The sequence below is a fragment of the Janthinobacterium sp. BJB304 genome (assembly GCF_002735765.1).
Lineage (GTDB): Bacteria > Pseudomonadota > Gammaproteobacteria > Burkholderiales > Burkholderiaceae_D > Janthinobacterium.
In genome coordinates this window covers 211,360-229,910 of the sequence record NZ_PDZN01000009.1, presented here as the reverse complement: position 1 = coordinate 229,910, position 18,551 = coordinate 211,360, and the positions used below count along the sequence as shown (strand labels likewise).

Annotated in this window: 17 protein-coding genes and 1 other RNA gene; 3 read left to right on the top strand and 15 right to left on the bottom strand. The window is 62.0% G+C overall.

Annotation, left to right across the window (positions count from 1 at the left end):
• Positions 1 to 3 precede the first annotated feature (3 nt).
• The 5 genes from CSQ95_RS13330 to rnpB form a co-directional block, all read right to left on the bottom strand.
• Positions 4 to 1,782 carry a penicillin-binding protein 2 gene (locus tag CSQ95_RS13330; protein ID WP_034748891.1) on the bottom strand — a complete coding sequence of 593 codons (1,779 nt, stop codon included), beginning with the start codon at positions 1,780 to 1,782 and terminating at the stop codon, positions 4 to 6.
• Entirely contained in the window at positions 1,782 to 2,051 is a 270-nt protein-coding gene (ftsL, locus tag CSQ95_RS13325; RefSeq protein ID WP_034748894.1) for a cell division protein FtsL, read from the bottom strand. The genes CSQ95_RS13330 and ftsL overlap by 1 nt, the downstream gene beginning before the upstream one ends.
• Positions 2,048 to 3,019, bottom strand: coding sequence for a 16S rRNA (cytosine(1402)-N(4))-methyltransferase RsmH (gene rsmH, locus CSQ95_RS13320; protein ID WP_070222499.1), 972 nt, complete (start codon positions 3,017 to 3,019; stop codon positions 2,048 to 2,050). Before rsmH ends, ftsL begins: the two co-directional genes overlap by 4 nt.
• 9 nt (positions 3,020 to 3,028) lie before the next feature.
• Positions 3,029 to 3,457 carry a division/cell wall cluster transcriptional repressor MraZ gene (mraZ, locus tag CSQ95_RS13315; RefSeq protein ID WP_034748899.1) on the bottom strand — a complete coding sequence of 143 codons (429 nt, stop codon included), beginning with the start codon at positions 3,455 to 3,457 and terminating at the stop codon, positions 3,029 to 3,031.
• Positions 3,458 to 4,119: 662 nt separating this feature from the next.
• Positions 4,120 to 4,459: RNase P RNA component class A (gene rnpB, locus CSQ95_RS13310), an RNA gene on the bottom strand.
• A 240-nt stretch (positions 4,460 to 4,699) separates the two neighbouring features.
• Here rnpB and CSQ95_RS13305 point away from each other — a divergent pair.
• Positions 4,700 to 6,403, top strand: coding sequence for a thiamine pyrophosphate-binding protein (locus CSQ95_RS13305; protein ID WP_099409870.1), 1,704 nt, complete (start codon positions 4,700 to 4,702; stop codon positions 6,401 to 6,403).
• A gap of 73 nt (positions 6,404 to 6,476) precedes the next feature.
• On the opposite strand, the gene CSQ95_RS13300 is transcribed toward CSQ95_RS13305, so the two are convergent.
• The 10 genes from CSQ95_RS13300 to CSQ95_RS13255 form a co-directional block, all read right to left on the bottom strand.
• Positions 6,477 to 7,019, bottom strand: a complete 543-nt coding sequence (locus CSQ95_RS13300) for a hypothetical protein (RefSeq protein ID WP_099409846.1) — start codon at positions 7,017 to 7,019, stop codon at positions 6,477 to 6,479.
• 151 nt (positions 7,020 to 7,170) lie between these two features.
• Complete coding sequence (locus CSQ95_RS13295; protein WP_099409845.1) at positions 7,171 to 8,268, bottom strand: porin; 1,098 nt, start codon at positions 8,266 to 8,268, stop codon at positions 7,171 to 7,173.
• A 974-nt stretch (positions 8,269 to 9,242) separates the two neighbouring features.
• Positions 9,243 to 9,698, bottom strand: a complete 456-nt coding sequence (locus CSQ95_RS13290) for a nuclear transport factor 2 family protein (RefSeq protein WP_099409844.1) — start codon at positions 9,696 to 9,698, stop codon at positions 9,243 to 9,245.
• Complete coding sequence (locus CSQ95_RS13285; protein WP_099409843.1) at positions 9,695 to 10,462, bottom strand: SDR family oxidoreductase; 768 nt, start codon at positions 10,460 to 10,462, stop codon at positions 9,695 to 9,697. The genes CSQ95_RS13290 and CSQ95_RS13285 overlap by 4 nt, the downstream gene beginning before the upstream one ends.
• Positions 10,459 to 11,019, bottom strand: coding sequence for a DUF3833 domain-containing protein (locus tag CSQ95_RS13280; RefSeq protein ID WP_257218043.1), 561 nt, complete (start codon positions 11,017 to 11,019; stop codon positions 10,459 to 10,461). The genes CSQ95_RS13285 and CSQ95_RS13280 overlap by 4 nt, the downstream gene beginning before the upstream one ends.
• On the bottom strand, positions 11,007 to 12,290 hold the full coding sequence (locus CSQ95_RS13275) for an MFS transporter (RefSeq protein WP_099409842.1): 1,284 nt from the start codon (positions 12,288 to 12,290) through the stop codon (positions 11,007 to 11,009). The genes CSQ95_RS13280 and CSQ95_RS13275 overlap by 13 nt, the downstream gene beginning before the upstream one ends.
• Positions 12,287 to 12,835, bottom strand: coding sequence for a chalcone isomerase family protein (locus CSQ95_RS13270; protein WP_099409841.1), 549 nt, complete (start codon positions 12,833 to 12,835; stop codon positions 12,287 to 12,289). The genes CSQ95_RS13275 and CSQ95_RS13270 overlap by 4 nt, the downstream gene beginning before the upstream one ends.
• 2 nt (positions 12,836 to 12,837) lie before the next feature.
• Positions 12,838 to 14,001, bottom strand: coding sequence for a cyclopropane-fatty-acyl-phospholipid synthase family protein (locus CSQ95_RS13265; protein ID WP_099409868.1), 1,164 nt, complete (start codon positions 13,999 to 14,001; stop codon positions 12,838 to 12,840).
• 80 nt (positions 14,002 to 14,081) lie between these two features.
• The gene (locus CSQ95_RS13260; RefSeq protein ID WP_099409840.1) at positions 14,082 to 14,885 is read right to left on the bottom strand and encodes a DUF1365 domain-containing protein; all 804 of its coding nucleotides are present in this window, start codon (positions 14,883 to 14,885) and stop codon (positions 14,082 to 14,084) included.
• Positions 14,875 to 16,188 (bottom strand): NAD(P)/FAD-dependent oxidoreductase, encoded by a 1,314-nt coding sequence (locus CSQ95_RS13255; protein ID WP_099409839.1) that lies wholly within the window; start codon positions 16,186 to 16,188, stop codon positions 14,875 to 14,877. The genes CSQ95_RS13260 and CSQ95_RS13255 overlap by 11 nt, the downstream gene beginning before the upstream one ends.
• Before the next feature lie 191 nt (positions 16,189 to 16,379).
• Here CSQ95_RS13255 and CSQ95_RS13250 point away from each other — a divergent pair, with 191 nt between their 5' ends.
• Together CSQ95_RS13250 and ftsY are read left to right on the top strand one after the other, a co-directional pair.
• Positions 16,380 to 17,330: a MerR family transcriptional regulator gene (locus tag CSQ95_RS13250; RefSeq protein WP_099409838.1), complete on the top strand. Its 951-nt coding sequence runs from the start codon at positions 16,380 to 16,382 to the stop codon at positions 17,328 to 17,330.
• A 164-nt stretch (positions 17,331 to 17,494) separates the two neighbouring features.
• Positions 17,495 to 18,550 (top strand): signal recognition particle-docking protein FtsY, encoded by a 1,056-nt coding sequence (gene ftsY / locus CSQ95_RS13245; protein WP_099409837.1) that lies wholly within the window; start codon positions 17,495 to 17,497, stop codon positions 18,548 to 18,550.
• Position 18,551 lies beyond the last annotated feature (1 nt).

Here is an 18,551-nt window from a genome sequence, read left to right as displayed (position 1 = left end):
ACTTCACATGGCCTCCGGGCCGGCATTGGCCGGGACCACGATTTCGGTAACGGAGGAATCGGGCGGTACGTTCATCGCGCGCAGCGCGTTGGTCGCAATCGCCGCGAAAGCGGGAGCGGCGACCTGGCCGCCATAGTGAGCGGGGCCGGTCGGTTCGTCGATCATCACGGCAATGATGAAGCGCGGCGCCGACATCGGCACCATGCCCACGAAAGAGCCGATGTATTTGCGCGGCATCGCGTAGCGGCCGTTTTCCACCTTATAGGCGGTACCCGTCTTGCCGCCCACGCGGTAGCCGGCGACCTGGGCGCGCTTGGCCGAGCCGTGCGCGCCGGAGACGACCAGTTCGAGCATGGCGCGCATTTCGGCGGCCGTCTTCGGCTTGATCACCTGCTGGCCCACGGGCAGTTCATTGACCTTCTGGAACGACAGGGGAATCGTGTCGCCGTCGCGCGCGAACATCATATAAGAGCGCGCCAGCTGGATCAGCGACACGGAAATGCCGTTACCGTAGCTCATGGTCGCCTGCTCCACCGGGCGCCACGATTTATACGGACGCACGCGGCCGGCCACGGCGCCGGGGAAGCCCCATTTCGGCTGCTGGCCGAAGCCCACCTTGGTAAACATTTCCCACATTTCCTGCGACGGCATGCCCAGCGCGATCTTCGAGGTGCCGATGTTCGACGACATCTCGATGATTTCGGAGACATTGATCACGCCGTGCGGCTTGGTGTCGGTGATCGTGCGGTCGGCGATCGTGTAGCGGCCCGGGCCCGTGTCGATCAGCGTACCCGGCTTGACGCGGCCCGTGTCGAGCGCCAGCGAGACCGTGATCGGTTTCAGGGTCGAACCGGGTTCGAAGGTATCGGTCATGACGCGGTTGCGCAGCTGCTGGCCCGTAAGCTTGCGGCGGTCGTTCGGGTCGTAGCTCGGGTAATTGGCCAGGGCCAGCACTTCGCCCGTGTGCACGTCGAGCACCACGGCGCCGCCGGCCTTGGCGTTGAATTTCTCCACCGCTTCCTTCAGCTGCGTGAAGGCGATGTACTGGATCTTGCTGTCGACGGACAGGGTCAGGTCCTTGCCGTCATGCGGTTCGTGGATGAAGCCGATGTCTTCGACGATGTGGCCCAGACGGTCCTTGATCACGCGGCGGCTGCCGGTGGTGCCGACGAGGGTTTTCTGCTGCGCCAGTTCCATGCTTTCCTGGCCCACGTCTTCCACGTTGGTAAAGCCCACCACGTGCGTCATCACTTCGCCCTGTGGATAGAAGCGCTTGTATTCCTTGCGCTCGTCGATGCCGTCGATGCCGAGCTTGGAAATCTTGTCGGCCACGTCCATCTCGACCTGGCGTTTCAGGTATACGAAGCTGCGGTCCGAATCGAGCTTCTTGCGCAATTCGTTGACGTTCATTTCCAGCAGGCCGGCCAGCGCATTGATTTTTTCGGGCGACGCCTGCAGCACGTCGTCGGGAATGGCCCAGATGGCTTTCACAGGGACGGACGACGCGAGCACCTGGCCGTTGCGGTCGGTGATCTTGCCGCGCGTGGCCGGCAGTTCCAGCGTGCGCTCATAGCGCGCCTTGCCCTGCTTTTGCAGGAACTGCGTCGACACGCCCTGCAGCCACAGGGCGCGCGCGCCCAGGCCGGCGAAAGCGAAGAACAGCAGGAACAGCACGACGCGCGAACGCCAGACGGGCAGACGCACCGCCAGTACGGGGTTCTTCGAGAATGGCACGCCTTTCGATGCCGCCACCCGGCCGTTGCTATTACCGCCCAACTTCATTATTCGCCCTCCGTCAGGTATTGCGTGCGCGCCGCCGTCAGCGGCGTCATGCTCAGGTCGCGCCGTGCGATCGATTCGATGCGTTCATGCTTGCCCAAAGTGGACTGGTCCAGCTGCAGTTGCGCCCAGTCGATGTCGAGCTGGCGCGACAGCGCTTGCGCGCGTTCCAGGTCGATCAGCAGGTGGCGCGACTGGTACTGCGCGTTCACCAGCGACAGACCGCAGCACACCAGCAGGGCCGACAGCACGACACACAGCTTGCCAGTCATCGGGCGCCGCCACTAACTGGAATGGGCAAACGCTGCGCCACGCGCATCACGGCCGAACGCGAACGGGGATTGCCCTCGATCTCGGCGTCGGACGGCTTCATTTTCGAAATCAGCTTCATTTCCGGCTGCGGCAAGTCGACCGCGCGGATCGGCAGACGGCGGTCAGGCTGCTCCACGTTCGCCTTCGAGGCGAAGAAGCGCTTGACCATGCGGTCTTCGAGCGAATGAAAACTGATCACGGCCATGCGCGCGCCGGGCGCCAGGCAGGCATACGCCTGGTTCAGACCGATCTCGAGATCCTCGAGCTCTTTGTTAATGAAAATGCGGATTGCCTGAAAGGTGCGGGTAGCGGGGTCCTTACCCTTCTCGCGGGTCTTGACGGCGCCTGCCACGATGCCGGCAAGCTGTCGTGTGCTTGAAATTGGCTGGACTGCCCGGCCAGCAACAATCGCCTTTGCAATCTGAAAAGCAAACCGTTCTTCCCCATAATCGCGTATCACTTTCTCTAAATTCTGCTCGGTTTCCACCGCCAGCCACTCGGCCGCGGAGACGCCGCGCGTGGTATCCATGCGCATGTCCAGCGGTCCGTCGTTGCGGAAGCTGAAACCGCGCGCCGCGTCGTCGACCTGCGGCGACGAGATGCCCAGGTCGAGCAAAATGCCGTCCACCTGCTGCACGCCGCGTTCGGCCAGGCTGGCCGTCATGGTGGCAAAGCTGTCATGGACGATCTGAAAACGGGGGTCGGCAATCTGTTCGGCCGTGGCGATGGCTTGCAAATCCTTGTCGAAGCCGATCAGGCGCGCGTCATCGGCCAGGCGCGACAGGATCAGGCGGCTATGGCCGCCGCGGCCAAACGTGCCATCGACGTAAATGCCGTGCGCGCGGTCGCCCGACAGGTCGAGCGCATCGACCGCTTCATCGAGCAGCACCGTGCGATGCTGAAATTCCGGCACCGTGAGTTGTGTCATTACGGAGCCTTAGAAAGAAAAATTGGAAAGTACATCGGGGGTGCCGGCATCGATCGCCTGCTGTTCTTTGTCGGCCAATTTGGCGGCATCCCATATTTCAAAGTGACTGCCCATGCCGATCATCATGACTTCGCGCGCCAGCCCGACGGCATTGCGCAATTCAGGCGAGATCAGCACGCGGCCCGCCGAGTCCAGCTCTACGTCGACGGCGTTGCCGAGGAAGATGCGCTGCCAGGCGCGCGCCGACATGGGCCAGGCGGCGATTTGCTGGCGGTGGCTTTCCCACACGGGACGGGGGAAAAACAGCAGGCAGCCATCGGGGTGTTTGGTCAGCGTCAAACGGCCTTCGCATTGAATCGCCAGCGCGTCACGGTGCTTGGCAGGGATAGACATCCTGCCTTTGGCATCGAGATTGATTGCGGACGCGCCTTGAAACACGGAAGACCTTTTTTTGAGCTTGGCTTGCAACGCTTGCGCATCGCGATGGAAAGGGAAAATTTCCCACAAAAACACACTTTTTCACACAGTTGCCCACTTTAGAGGAAGCAAAGATAGTGGTCAAGCGGTTTCCGATTGGCAAAACAGGAATTTTATTAATGAAATTAAGGACTTAGCGCAGATCGTTGAAGGAGTCTCAAATAAAAATATATCGATAAATTAGATACTTATGAAAGATAGTGAATGTGCTACCTCATCTGCACACATGTGTTTTCCTACCGTAAACATCGAAAAAAACGAAATCAAAAAATTGAATTTTTTACAGTTAGTTGACACATGACAATACTTTCGTCATCCAGACACAACGGTCAGCAGCGGCAGAGAAAGACTTGGTTTAAAGCAAAAAACAATCGCCCATGGCGCATACCTGCCCTGTTTTCCGGGCCTGGCCTGACACGGGAAAATTATTTTTGCACTGCAGCAATTAATTAGAACCAAGAAACTTTAACCAATTGTTCATCTTTAGTTGTATATACAACTTTATCTTCGTTGCTATATTTTTAGAAACAAAAAAAGCCCCGTTGCGGGGGCTTTTGCTTGGTGCGCAGCATGCAAACTGCTGTGACCAAGATACTCCCCGGCAAGCCAGGGAGCAGGAATTCAAGTGAAGCAGGCCGATAGGCCGGATTTTGTTACGGCGCCTTCCCTTGCAGGTTGGCGCTATGACAGTCATTCCTCTAGGCGCCAGATTACTCGGGCGCTCAAGCTTTCTACCCGCACGCTCCGCGAGCAGCATCATCGCGTGCCTATTTGAAATTGCACCAGGTGGAGGTTACCGCGTTTCACCGTAACTTAATACGCTCGTCTCTGTGGCCCTATTCCTCGCCTTATACCTTGCGGCTTTCGACGGACGGCCGTTAACCGTCACCCCGCTCTATGGAGTCCGGACCTTCCTCCCGCCAGCGCATTGCTGCGCCGGCCAGCGACTGTCTGGCCTGCTTCACCCGCCATTGTACCGCGCCGCAGCATGTTTCTGCAAAAAGGCCTGTGCGGGAACGACACCGTTCGCCGGGCCCCTCGTCGGCCTCCGGCCCGGGGGATTGTGTAATTCGGTGTCGCCATTTCAAAAGCCGGGCCAAATCGGCTCACATAGAATGAATGGGGCAAGCCGCCTGCATGCAGGCGCATGCACACCGCTTGCCCCATTTCTTTGCCACCCAACTAGAATATAAAGAGCCGAACATGACGCAACAACCCCGTACCGGCGGCCAGATCCTGGTCGATGCCCTGCAGATCCACGGTGTCGACACCGCTTTTGGCGTGCCTGGCGAAAGCTACCTGGATGTGCTCGACGCCCTGCACGACTCGGGCATCCGCTTCATCATCAACCGCCAGGAAGGCGGCGCCGCCTTCATGGCCGAAGCCTACGGCAAGCTGACGGGCAAGCCGGGCATCTGTTTCGTCACGCGCGGTCCGGGCGCCACCAACGCCTCGATCGGCGTGCACACGGCTTACCAGGACTCCACCCCGATGATCCTGTTCATCGGCCAGGTGGGCAACGATTTCGTCGACCGCGAAGCGTTCCAGGAAATCGACTACCGCCGCATGTACGGCCAGATGGCCAAGTGGGTGGCGCAGATCGACCGCGCCGAGCGCATCCCCGAATACCTGGCGCGCGCCTTCCAGGTCGCCACCAGCGGGCGTCCCGGCCCCGTCGTGCTGGCCCTGCCGGAAGACATGCTAATCTCCATGGCGACTGTCGCCGACACGCGCGCCTACCGGAGCGTGCAGGCGGCGCCGTCCGACGCCCAGCTCCAGCAGCTGCGCGCCATGCTGGCGGCCGCGAAGCAGCCGTTGGTGTTGCTCGGCGGCACCACCTGGACGCCGCAAGCGTGCGCCGACCTGCAGCAGTTCGCGGAAAGCAACCACCTGCCCGTCGCCTGCGCCTTCCGCTTCCAGGACTTGCTCGACAATGCACACCCGAACTACATCGGCGACGTCGGCATCGGCATCAACCCGAAACTGGCCGCGCGCGTGAAAAATGCCGACCTGGTCGTCGCCATCGGCCCGCGCCTGGGCGAAATGACGACGGGCGGCTACACCCTGTTCGACTCGCCCGTGCCGCGCCAGCGCCTGGTGCACATCCATACGGACGCCGAGGAGCTGGGCAGCGTCTACCAGGCCGAGCTGATGATCAACAGCGGCATGCCGCAAGTGTGCGCCATGCTGGCCGCCATGGCCCCCGTCGATGCTTCCGCGTGGAAACATACGCCGGCGGAAGCGAAGGCCGAGCTGGCCGCCTACCAGGAGCAGCCGCCCATCTTCCGCGATGGCCAGGCGCCGCTGGACCTGTGGCAAGTGACGCAGGAAATCATGGCGCAGGCGCCGGCCGACACCATCGTGACGAACGGCGCCGGCAACTACGCCTCGTGGGCGCACCGTTTTTATCGCTACGGCGGCATGCGCACCCAGCTGGCGCCGACGAACGGCGCCATGGGCTACGGCGTGCCGTCCGGCGTGGCGGCGAAGATCGTGCATCCGGAACGCACCGTGATTACCTTTGCCGGCGATGGCGAATACATGATGAATGGCCAGGAACTGGCCACGGCCGTCCAATACCAGGCGGGCGTGGTCATCATCGTCTTCAACAACCAGATGTTCGGCACCATCCGCATGCACCAGGAACGCGATTACCCGGGCCGCGTGTCGGGCACGACCCTGCACAACCCCGATTTTGCGGCGCTGGCGCAGGCATACGGCGCGCATGGCGAAGTGGTGAATACGACGGAAGAGTTTGCCCCTGCGCTGCAGCAGGCGCTGGCGCATGCCAGGGCGCACAACTTGCCGGCCCTGATCGAGCTGCGCTACGACGGCAACCTGATCACGCCAAACGCGACACTGGCCACCATCCGCGCGAATGCGGAAAAGGCGCAAGCGGCCAAATAAGCCTCTTGCAAGGCGAGAAATAACAAAGGCCCGGTCGATACCGGGCCTTTTTCTTGCTGACAGCGGCGATCGCTCAGGCGGCGGGCGCTGGCGCGCTTTCCTGGGCTGGCGCCGCCTCGGCCGGCGCTTCCGGCACCGGCGGGCATGGCGTGCAGTTTTTCAGCGGACGGCCGAAATCGCGCACGCGACTCAGTTTCATCGGCATGCGCACGTTGCCGCCGCAATAATCACCTTCCAGGGTCAGGGTCTGCCCGTCTTTGGAAAACTTGCCGACGATGGTGCGCTCTTCGCTGTCGGCGCCGGCGATGGTGAAGTCGAAGGCGCCTGTGGCGGCGTCCAGGTTGACGTCGTTGGCCACGATAGGCCAGCTCAGGGCGCCTGCCGTGAATTCATAGATGACGGAATCGGCCTCGGCAAAGCGGTGCAGGGTGACGCGCTGGCCGCCGATTTCGCCGCTATCCTTTTGCAGGCACAAGTCGGAGTAGACGGCCACGCCATAGCGCTCCAGTCCGGCCGGCTTCTTGCCCTTGACGGCGGCAAAAGCGGCGCCCGTGGCGCCGGCGAGCAGCAGCGCGGCCAGCATGGCGGCCAGGCGCGGCGAGGTGAATGAATACATGGCATTCCTTTACTTGGGTAACGGCGCCATTATAACTGGCGCCGCACATGCAAAAACGCGCCGCCAGGACTAGCCTGGAGACGCGTTTCTTTGCTGGCAGCCATCCCCGGAGGGATGGCTGCAGCGGTACTAAGCTTCGCTTGCGCGAATATTAGAACGAGTGACGAACGCCAACGTTGAAGGCTTTGTCGCCCGTACCAACATTGCTGTTGTTACCAACGGTGTAGCCAGCGTTGTTTTTGTTCTTGATTTTAGCGTACGAAGCGTAGGTGCTGGTGCGCTTCGACAGAGCGTACGAGTAGCCCAGTGCCCATTGATCAGCGTCAGCGTTCGTACCAGCTTTGTCGTTCGTGCGGATGAACGAAGCCATTACGGTGCCAGCTGGGCCAACAGGTACGGTAGCGCCAACCAGAATGTTGTTGCTGTCGTTGCTGTAAGCAGCGGTATTGTAGTTGAACGAGTTAACGGTCGAGAACGTGCCGTCAGCGTTTTCCTTGGCGTTGTTAGCTACAGCGCTGTTGTTACCTTTGTTGGAACCGTATGCGATGTAAGCTTTTGCAACTGCGAAGTCGTAGTTAGCTGCAGCCAACCAGTTACGTGCGCTACCGGATTCGGTCGTTGCGGTGTCGTTGCTGGTGGTGTTGTAAGCCAGACGTGCATTCAAAGGACCGTTCGAGTAGCCAACCGACGCGCCGATTTGACGACCGATTTTGTTCGACTCAGCTTTTTCGCCGAAGGTGTAAGCCACGTCAGCGTCAAAGCCGTTGAAGTTTGGCGTGGTGTACAGCACGGTGTTGCTGGTGCGGGTCAGTGCTTTCGATGGGAACAGGTTCTTAGCGGAACCAGCGTAGCCCACTGCGAATGGATCAGCAACTTTCGACAGGGTGTTGTACCAAGGGGTGTATTGACGACCCAGGGTCAGGGTACCGGTCGTTTTGCTGCTCAGGCCGATGTACGATTGACGATTGAAGATCGAACCAGCTTTGTCTTGCGTACCGTTGTCTACGCCGAAGCCCGACTCCAGAACGAACAGTGCCGACAGGCCGCTGCCCAGATCTTCGGTGCCTTTGAAGCCGATACGGGAAGCCGAAGCAATGCCGCTGTCCAGTTTGTTAACGTTGCCGTTAACACCGCCGCGCTCGCTGACGAAACCAGCGTCAACGGTACCGTAGATAACAACGCTCGATTGAGCTTGAGCTACGCCAGTGGCTGCTGCCAGAACTGCCAGGGTGATCAGAGTTTTTTTCATTGCGATTTCCTTTAATTTTTGAAGCAAAAAGTAATACAGCCTATGCATCTCGAGCTGCGCTCTAGCAGAGCGCTTTTTATGAGTGAGGGCAAGGTCTCCACCTGCCACATTGCTGTTCCGGTCAGAGGAACATTCATATCGGTATCGGCACGCTATTGCACCGATAAGCTTGAAGGCTGCATAACGACCGTTATTCGTGCGCCGGTTCGGTGCTCAAACGGCACCGGAAGCGGCACTATAACGACCGTTTCACATTCCATCAAGTTCCAACATGTTACTTCCGGTACCAGGCCGGGGGCTTTTTCAGGCATCCCGACCATCGCCAACCGTACTACGCGACAGAGCCAGTGCCCCTTGCCAACCAATGCATTGGCCTGATTGACCATTCCATCATAGCGCATGCCTAGTCCACACCCGTTGTATTAGTGCAACAGTATCAGGCAAGTGATTAAAACGTCAACATGCTTTACCCCTCATTTGCCCTCCAAGATTTACGCGACAAAGCGCACAATTTGTCAGGCGATAATGGATAAACGGGACGAAGCATACACGGCATCGGCAATGTTTGCTGCCGAATGCCCAAAAACGGGAATGCATGCGCCCATTTTTGGTGCGTTGCCGCATTATTCAGGGGCGTAGGCGCTATTTTCGACGTCGGCGCACGCGTCAAAAAAATAGGCAGAGTATCAACACAATTACTGACTTTCCGGTAATTTAAATTGCTCACATAGAAATGTTTTCCATGTTTTTCAGACCACGCCTCCACCATCCGATTGGAACGGATGAGTACGACTCTTGCTTGCAAATTGCGCATCACTTGAAACAATTTCTTACAATGTTGCCTTCTCAATATTTTGATATTTTTGTGTCTAAAAAACGACACTTTGACCGAAATCAAGTTTTCAGCGGCCCCATTTCACATCTTTACTTTTTCTTTTTTGCATTTTTTTCTTAAAAGCATAGAGAAACAAGCTTTAACGCTGGCTTGCGCGCCGGAGCAGGCGCATGAAAGAGCCCAGCAACGGCAGTTTTTCATACAACTCTTCCGCCGCATCCCAATAATCGCGGTGCACGAGCACCCGTCCCTGCGCATCGAAGCGCACATGTGTCGCGCCGCGTATGCATTGTTCGCCAGATACCAGTCGTTTCATGCGGAAACGAAACTCCCAGGTCAGAAAGGCTTGTTGCCCCTGCCCCAGGCTTTCCAGCACGACAAACCGGGGCGCATCGACCTGCACGAACATGTGCTCGAAGATGGCCAGAATGGCGGCATGCCCCTTCACCTCGTTGAACGGGTCCTTGAAATGGGCGTCTGGCGCGTACACGCCGCCCAGCTGGGCCAGGCTTTCCAGGCTCAGGTGCTCGTAAAATGCCACCAGACGCGCCAGCGCCTGTTCCACGCCTTCCGTGTCCAGCATGCTTGTGCTCATACGCCCGTCACCTTGCGGATCAGCCAGAAATAGGCGCGGTACGGCAACAGCCGCGCCAGGCGCAGGGTATTGGTAAAGCGTTTGGGGAAGTGGATGTGAAACTGCCCCCGCTCGATGCCGTCGAGCATGGCGGCGGCCGCGTCCTGCGCCGTCATCAGGGCCGGCATGGTGAAATCGTTGTCCGCCGTCAAAGGCGTGGCGACAAAACCGGGGTTGATTTGATATACATCAATCCCGCGTGGATATAGGTCCAGATACAGCGACTCCGTCAGATTGATCAGCGCGGCCTTGCTGGCGCCATATGCGAGCGCCTTGGGCAAGCCGCCATAGCCGGCCACCGAGGCGACGATGCCGATGCCGCCGCTGCCCTGGCGCAACAGCCACGGCAGGGCCTGTTCCAGGCAATTGAAGACGCCGCCCACATTCAGGGCCAGCAAGCCCTGGGCCGCCTCAAGGTCGAAGCTATCGGCGCGCATGGCCTGATAACCGCCAGCGACCACCAGTATCAGGTCGATATGCGTCCACTGCCGCTGCAACTCTACGCAGACGGCCCGCAGCTGCGCGTGCTGGGTGACATCGAGCGGCAATGCCTGCGCCAGCGGCTGCCCCTCGCACAACTGCTCGAGGCTGGCGCGGTGACGGGCCGACAAGGCCACGCTGGCGCCCTGCTCCAGCAGCAGGGCGGCGCAGGCGGCGCCGATGCCGCTGGAAGCGCCGATGATCCACACGCGTTTGCCGGCCCAGCTGGTGATCTTGCGATTCATGGTGCCGCCTGCGGACGCTTGCTGAATGATAAAGTGACGGCGCCCAGGCTGAAGCCGAACTTGCTCATGGCGGCGCGGTTCAGCATGACCTTGTCATCCATCAGGAACATCCAGTCCTCGAAGTCGACGTGGTAGACCGTGCCATCGACGGGCAGCGCCAGCACGTATTGCCAGCGCAGCGCATTGCCGGCCACTTCGCCGACGGCCTCGCCGATCACATCGGGCGCCGTGCCGATGAAGCGCCCGGGCGCCGTCTTGCGCAAGGTCCATACGCGCCGTTGGCGGCTGCCGTCCGAATACGTGAAATCCTCGTCCAGGGTACCCGTCTCGCCCGCCCAGCTGGCCCGCATCACGACGGTGAAGCGTTTCACGACCATGCCGGAGCGGTCCTGGAAGATGCCGTGGGCGTCGAGCGTGCCGTTGAAGTACTGTTGCAGGTCCAGCTTGGGTGTTTCCTGCGCGTAAGTGGCGGGCGTGGGCGGCGTGGAACAGGCGGCCAGCGCCAGCAGCAAGGCGGCGGCCGTCATGCCGCGCCGGCAACATTTCATCTGGTACATGGACGATACTCCCCGGGTTCACTATATATATGTTGTAGCGGCGCGCGCCACAGCAGCAGCGCCGCCAGCAGTTTCAAGGCGCAGGGCAGCAAGGCGTAGGCGGCAGCCAGGGCCGGCAAACCGCCGCTGCTGTTGCCAGGCACATAGCCGAGCCAGGCCAGCAGGGGCAGGGCGATGCCGGCCGCCAGCGCCAGACTCATTTGCACGCCCCAGTTCCACCAGCCGAAATATGCCGCTTCGTGCCGCCCGGCATGGCCGGCCGCGCCGATCAGCCCTGCCAGCAGGGCCGGCGGCAAGGCCAGGTCGGCGCCCAGCGCCAGGCCCGACAGCAGGCAAATCGCGGCAAAGCCCCAGGCGGCGCCCGCGCCCAGGCCATATGCCCAGACAAACACGGTCGCGGCCAGCAGCATGGCGCCGCCCCAGGCGCGCGCTTCGCCAAACCGGCGCGCCAGGCCCACCCACACGGGCATCGAGGCGGCCGCCGCACAAAAGTAGACGATCAGGAACGGTCCCGCGTAATGGCCCAGGCGCAAGTAGTCTCCGGCAAAGAACAGGAACAGGGTGGCGGGGATGGCGGCCGCCACGCCATTGACGAGCAGGACGGCAAACAGCCAGCGAAACGCGCGCTGGCGAAACGGCAGCTTCCAGCCATTGCCGGGAACCGCTTCCCCGGCGCTGCGCAAGGCGGGACGCGGTGCGCGCGCCAGCAGCAGCGCACCCGCCGCCAGCAGGCAGAAGGCAAAGGCCAGCGACAAGCCGTCATAACCGAGCACGGAAGTCAGCCCGGCCGCCAGGATCACGCCGAGCAAACCGCAGCCTTCGCGCACGGCCGCCACCCGCGCCCGCTGCGTGGGCGCCTGGGTGAGCGCCGCGCCCCAGCTCTGGTGCGCGATGCCGGCCAGGCCATAGGCCGTGTAGGCGAGCAGCAAGGCTGCCAGGAACCAGGCCAGGGTAGCCGCTTGCGGCATCGGCGGCGGATGGAACAGGGCGCCAAAGCCCAGCAGCAGCAAGGGCAACGCGGCGCCGACAAGCATGGCATAACTGCGTCCGCCGCGCGCCATCCAGGCGCCCAGGGCCGGATCGATGAAGGCGGCGGCGATGCGCGCCGCCAGCAGCACGGCGCCGATCTGCGCCAGGTCAAGGTTGCTGCGCTGCGCATAAAACGGCGCCACATAGATATAGATGGGCAGCGCCAGCATGGCCAGCGGCAAGCCGAACAGGCCGTAGCTGAACAGGGCCGGCAAGCTCAACGCGCTGGCCCCGGCGTTCATGGCAGCGGCGCCGCATTCTGCAGCAAGGCCGCGCGCAGCTTGGGCGCCGTCGATTCGGGCGACAGCCAGATGGCAAAGAACGCGCGCGCGAAATCGCCATCGCTCACGTCGGCCAGCACCTTGCCATCGAGATAAAAGCGCACGCCGGGCGCGATGCCGGCCCGATAGACGCCCGCGATGCGCTGGTCTGCCTTGACGTCAGGAAAGATGCGCTGCATGGTGGACAGCCAGGCCAGGCGCTGCTCCGGCGTGCCGGCGCCGATTTTCTGCATCTGTTCATAGCTGGCCTCGGCGATCTTCTTGCCATCGAGCGAACGTGCGTAGCGCAATTCCAGCGCAAACGGCGCCGTTGCCGACGCCGCGCCCTGGTAGCCCTGCGGTCCCACCCACAGTTGTGCCCGATAAATACGCATGCCGAACCACGTGTATTCGCCCTCCCCCGCCAGCTGGGCCTCGGGCACGTCGGCAGCGACAAAGGCAGGCGGCGCGGCCGCAGCACCCAACATGGTCAATGACAGCACAACAGTGGCAAGCAAGCGGCGCATGGTCAGTCCTTCACCAGGGTAAATTGCATCACATCCGTGTTGTGCGCCTGGAAGGCGGCCTCGCAATACGCGAGGTAAAACTCCCAGGTCAGCAGGAAACGGCCATCGAAACCCTGCTTTTCCAGCGCCGTGCGCTGGGCCAGGAAGCTGGCGCGCCACTGGCGCAGGGTTTGCGCGTAATCGAGGCCAAAGCGGAAGGCGTCTTCCACGCGCAAGCCCTGCGCCTCGGCGGCGCGGCGGAACTCGGCCGGCGACGGCAGCATGCCGCCAGGAAAAATATACTGTTGAATGAAATCCGTGCTCTTGCTGTAGCGCTCGAACAAGTCGTCGGCGATGACGATGGTCTGGATGCAGGCGCGGCCGCCCGGCTTCAGGTTGCGCGCCACGCAGGCAAAGTAACTTGGCCAGTAGCTTTGCCCCACGGCTTCGAACATCTCGATCGAGGCGATGGCGTCGTACTGGCCGGCGCTGTCGCGGTAATCGCACAGCTGCAAGTCGGCCTGCCCTGCCAGCCCCGCGTCTTGCAGGCGCTGGCGCGCATACGCCAGCTGTTCGGTCGACAAGGTCAGGCCCGTCACGTGGGCGCCGTAATCGCGCGCTGCCGTTTCCGCAAAGCCGCCCCAGCCGCAGCCGATTTCCAGCACCTTGGCGCCTGGCCGCAGTTGCAGCTGATCGGCGATGCGCCGGTATTTCGCCCCTTGCGCCTGCTCCAGGCTGGCGCCTTCGGCAAACAGCGCACTCGAATACGTCATCGACGGATCCAGCCACAACTGATAAAAGGCGTTGCCGATGTCGTAATGGGCGTGGATATTCTTCTTGCTGCCGGCGCGCGAATTGCGGTTGAGCAAATGCCGCAGCTTGTAGACCAGGTTGCCCCACCAGTTGCCATAGATCAAGGACTCGATCTGTGCGCGGTTGCGTATCATCAGCTCGATCAAGCCCGGCAAATTGTCCGTGCGCCAGTCGCCGGCGATAAACGTTTCCGCAAAGCCGATGTCACCCGAGCGCAACACGGCCGCACACAGGCGCCAGTTGTGCAAGTCCAGGGTGACGGGCTGGCTGCCGTCGCCGTACAGCAAGATACTGCCATCCGGCGTGCGCAGGCGCAGGGCGCCATATTGTAATTTTTGCAGCAGGCGCACGATCATGTGCGCGGAAGCGGGCATATCCAGGTGCGTGTGGTCGGGCAAGTGCGCGGGACACGCGCTGCTGCGCGCATGCAGGCCGGTCGGCAGGGAGTCGGAGCTCATCGGGACACCTTTTCTTGTGGAGGGTGGGGTTTGCTGAAAAACGGCACGCGGCGCAGCCACAGGCGCAAGGCTTGCCAATGGATGCGCGCCATCACGCCGAACGTCATCAGCGGGTAGCGCAGCAGAGCCCAGGCAATGGCGCCATCGCGCAGCGGCCGCGCCGTACCGGACAAGCTCGTCTGCAAAACAGGACCGTCAAGGTCGTCGTAATCGACCCGGGCCAGGTGGCGCTCGCCATCCTTTTCACTGTTGCGCAGGAAACGGAAGCGGTAATGCCCTTCCACCTTGCAAAACGGCGACACGTGGAAAATCTTATTGGCGCGCAACTCGCTGCCATACGCGATGGGCCCGCCCTGCTCGAGCAGGTACAGGTGGCGCTCGCCGAAGGTATTGCGCACGTCGCAGACCACGGCCCGCAGCGCGCCGTCCGGACGGTGGCAAAACCAGAAGCTGACGGGATTGAAAACATAGCCGAACATGCGCGGCATGGTTTGCAGCCAGATTTCGCCGCCCGCGTCGAGCACGCCTTGCTGGCGCAGCAAGCCATCGATCCACTCCAGCAGCGGCGTCGTGCCATCGCCATGGTCGCCGTCGCGGAAGGACAGCACATTGGCGCCGTTGCGCGAGATCAAGCGGGTAGGAAAATCGTGCGCGCCCAGGCTGCGCAAGGGCAGGCGCAGATAAAACATGCCGTAACTGAAAGCATGCGCGCGCGGACGCAGCCGCGCATGCCGCACCCGCCCCAGACACAGCTGGGGCTGGGGCTGCGGCGGCACGGACGGCGATGAATTACGCGGCATGGCCGAGCTCCGCCGCCGCCATGCCATTGAGTATTTGCGCCACGGCCAGGCCCGACTTCAAGCCGTCTTCATGGAAACCATAGCCCGTCCAGGCGCCCGCGAACCACGTGTGCTGCGCGCCCTGGAAACCGGCCAGGCGCGCCTGGGCCGCAATGGCCGCGCCATCGAACACGGGGTGGGCATACGAAAACGCGTCGATGACCTTGGCCGGGTCCGGCTCGTCGAGCGGATTGAGCGAGACGATGACGGGTGTCGTAAACGGCAGTGGCTGCAACTGGTTCAGCAAATAGTGCACGCATACCTGCGGCGATTCGCCCTCCTGCGCGGCCGGCCGGCCCTGGTAATTCCAGGCCGACCAGGCGCGGCGGCGCTGCGGCAGGCAGGCAAAGTCCGTATGCAGCACGGCCCGGTTGGGCTGGTAGCGCACGGCTTCAAGCACGGAGCGCTCGTCGTCGCGGATGTCCGCCAGCAGGGCCAGCGACTGGTCGCTGTGGCAAGCGAGCACCACATGATCGGCGTGCTCGACGCCGGCCGCCGTATGCAGCTCGACCATGCGTGCGCCGTTGTGTCCCTGGCGCCCCACGGCCAGCACGGGACACGCCAGGCGCTGCTGCGGAATGCCTGCCAGCAGTTTTTCCACGTACACGCGCGCACCGCCGCGCACCGTACGCCATTGCGGCCGGTTGCTCACCTGCAGCAAGCCGTGGTTGTGGCAGAAACGGATGAAGGTGGCCAAGGGAAAGGCCAGCATCTGGCGCGCCGGGCACGACCAGATGCAGGCGGCCATCGGCAACAGATACCAGTGACGGAACTCGTCGCCATAATTGTGCAGATCAAGGAACTCGCCGAGCGACATGGCCGGCGCCGGCACGCTGGCCGTGGCCAGGGCGCTGGCCTGGCGGTTGAAGCGCACGATATCGCGCAGCATGCGCAGGAAGGCGGGGCGCAACAGATTGCTGCGCTGCGTGAACACGGTATCGAAATTGGCGCCCGCCCATTCCAGCACGCGGGCATCGGACGAGGCGTCCAGCGGCATCTTCACGGAAAACGACATGTCGCTGTCGGCCGCCTCGACACCGAGTTCGTCAAACAGTTGCACCAGGTGCGGATAGGTGGCGTGGTTAAACACGAGGAAACCCGTGTCGACGCCATGCGTGACGCCATCGAGCGTGACATCGACCGTATGGCTGTGGCCGCCAAAATAGTCGCCCGCCTCGTACAAGGTCACGTCCTGGCCCGCCTGCGCCAGGCGATAGGCACACGACAAACCTGCAATTCCTGCTCCGACGACGGCAATTTTCATGACTGTATCCGTATCAAGTTTGTCCAGGACAAAACAAATAATCAATTAAATATTGATCTATGTCAATGAGAGCGTGAACCGCTCACAACCTTATACGCAGGCAATTTTCAATCGGATTCAGCTATTTGGTCTGGGGCAGCGGAAGGCGTAGAATGCACCCACGTTCTTTTGGCATGCGAGCAAGCCCCTGTATGGATACTGACCTGCAACCGCTGCACCCTCCTTCCGTCTTCAGCATCAGCGACGTCGAGCGCGATACGGGGCTGGCCAAGGAAACCTTGCGTGTCTGGGAACGCCGCTACGCTTTTCCCCAGCCCCAGCGCGACGCCTTCGGCGAACGCAGCTATCCAGCCGAGCAAGTGCAAAAATTGCGCATGGTCAAGCGCCTGCTGGACCTCGGATTTCGTCCGGGTAAAATCATGCAGCACAGCACCGTGCAACTGCAGCAGCTGGCCAGCGCCGGCAGTGCGGCGCCGTCGACGCCGCCCCCGCAGCTCGAACACTACCTGTCGCTGTGCCGCGGCCACCAGATGGCGGAACTGGGTGAAGCCCTGCGCCAGGCGCTGGCCGTGCTGGGCTTGAAAGCGTTCACCATCGACGTTATCGCCCCCCTCACCGGCATGGTGGGCGAGGCGTGGGCTTGCGGCGACCTGGCCGTGTATGAAGAGCATTTGTATAGCGAAACCTTGCAAACGGTGATGCGCCACGCCATCTTTTCCCTGCCGCAGGCAAGCAGCCCATCGACGCGCACGCCACGCATCGTGCTCAGCACCTTGCCGCAGGAGCGTCATGGCCTGGGGCTGCTGATGGCCGAGGCGCTGTGCGCGGCGGCTGGCGCCCATTGCATGTCGCTGGGGGTGGAAACGCCGCTGACGGACATCGTCGCGGCCGCCTGCGCGCAGCGGGCCGATATCGTGGCGCTGTCGTTTTCCAGCGCCAGCAAGCAGCGGCAGACGCGCGACAGCCTGCAGCAACTGCATGCGAACTTGCCACCAGGGATGGAATTGTGGGCCGGGGGACGCAGTCCCGTGCTGTACAAGCAGCCCCCCTCATTCCTGCATGTGCTGGACTTGCGGCAAGTCGACGAAAGCATCGCCGACTGGCGCCGCCGCCACCAGGCGCTGGCCCTGCAAACGCATTGAACCCTTTGAAAAGCGCGGCAACTGCGGCGATCTCCGTGGATAGGCACGCAATGTTGCCAATCGAACAGTAAAGCATGAAGGGCCGGGCGCGCTCTGGTAGAATAGCCCGTAACACAGTGTCCGGCGCCGCCGGGCCTTAGGTCAGCACCCGCCACCACACATCCATGTTTAGTTTCTTCAAGAAAAAACCCATCGCTCCCGAGGCCGCACCAGCCGAGCCCCTCGTCCTTCCCGCCACGCCGCCCGCACCGCAGCCAGCCGCTACGCCCCTGAGCGGCGCGCCGGCCGAGCTCGTGCCCGTGATCGTGGCCGCCGAACCCGAGAAAAAATCGTGGATGACGCGCCTGAAGGCGGGCCTGTCGAAAACCTCGAACACCTTGTCCGTGCTGTTCGTCGGCGCGAAGATCGACGACGCCCTGTACGAAGAGCTGGAAGCGGCGCTGCTGATGTCCGACGCCGGCATCGACGCCACCGAATTCCTGCTGACGGAATTGAAGAAAAAGGTCAAGGAAGACAAGCTGCTCGACGCAGCCGCCGTCAAGGCCGCGCTGAAAGTGCTGCTGATCGAGCTGCTCTCGCCGCTAGAAAAGCGCTTCGAGCTGGGCCGCCACAAGCCGCTGGTGATGATGATTTCCGGTGTCAATGGCGCGGGCAAGACCACTACCATCGGCAAGCTGGCCAAGCACATGCAGTCGAACAACCAGTCCGTGCTGCTGGCCGCGGGCGACACCTTCCGCGCCGCCGCGCGCGAGCAGCTGATGGTCTGGGGCGAGCGCAACAACGTTACCGTGATTTCGCAGGAATCGGGCGACCCGGCCGCCGTGGCCTACGACTCCGTGCAATCGGCGAAGGCGCGCGGCATCGACGTGGTCATGGTCGACACGGCCGGCCGCCTGCCGACGCAGTTGCACTTGATGGAAGAATTGAAGAAAATCAAGCGCGTGATCGGCAAGGGCATGGAGGGCGCACCGCATGAAACCCTGCTCGTCATCGACGGCAACACGGGCCAGAACGCCCTCACGCAAGTGAAGGCCTTCGACGATGCCCTGCAGTTGAGCGGCCTGGTGATCACCAAGCTGGACGGTACCGCCAAGGGCGGCGTGCTGGCGGCGATTGCCCGCGTGCGCCCCGTGCCCGTGTATTTCATCGGCATCGGTGAGAAAATTGAAGACTTGCAGCCTTTCGTGGCTGCCGAATTTGTCGAAGCGCTGCTCGGATAAG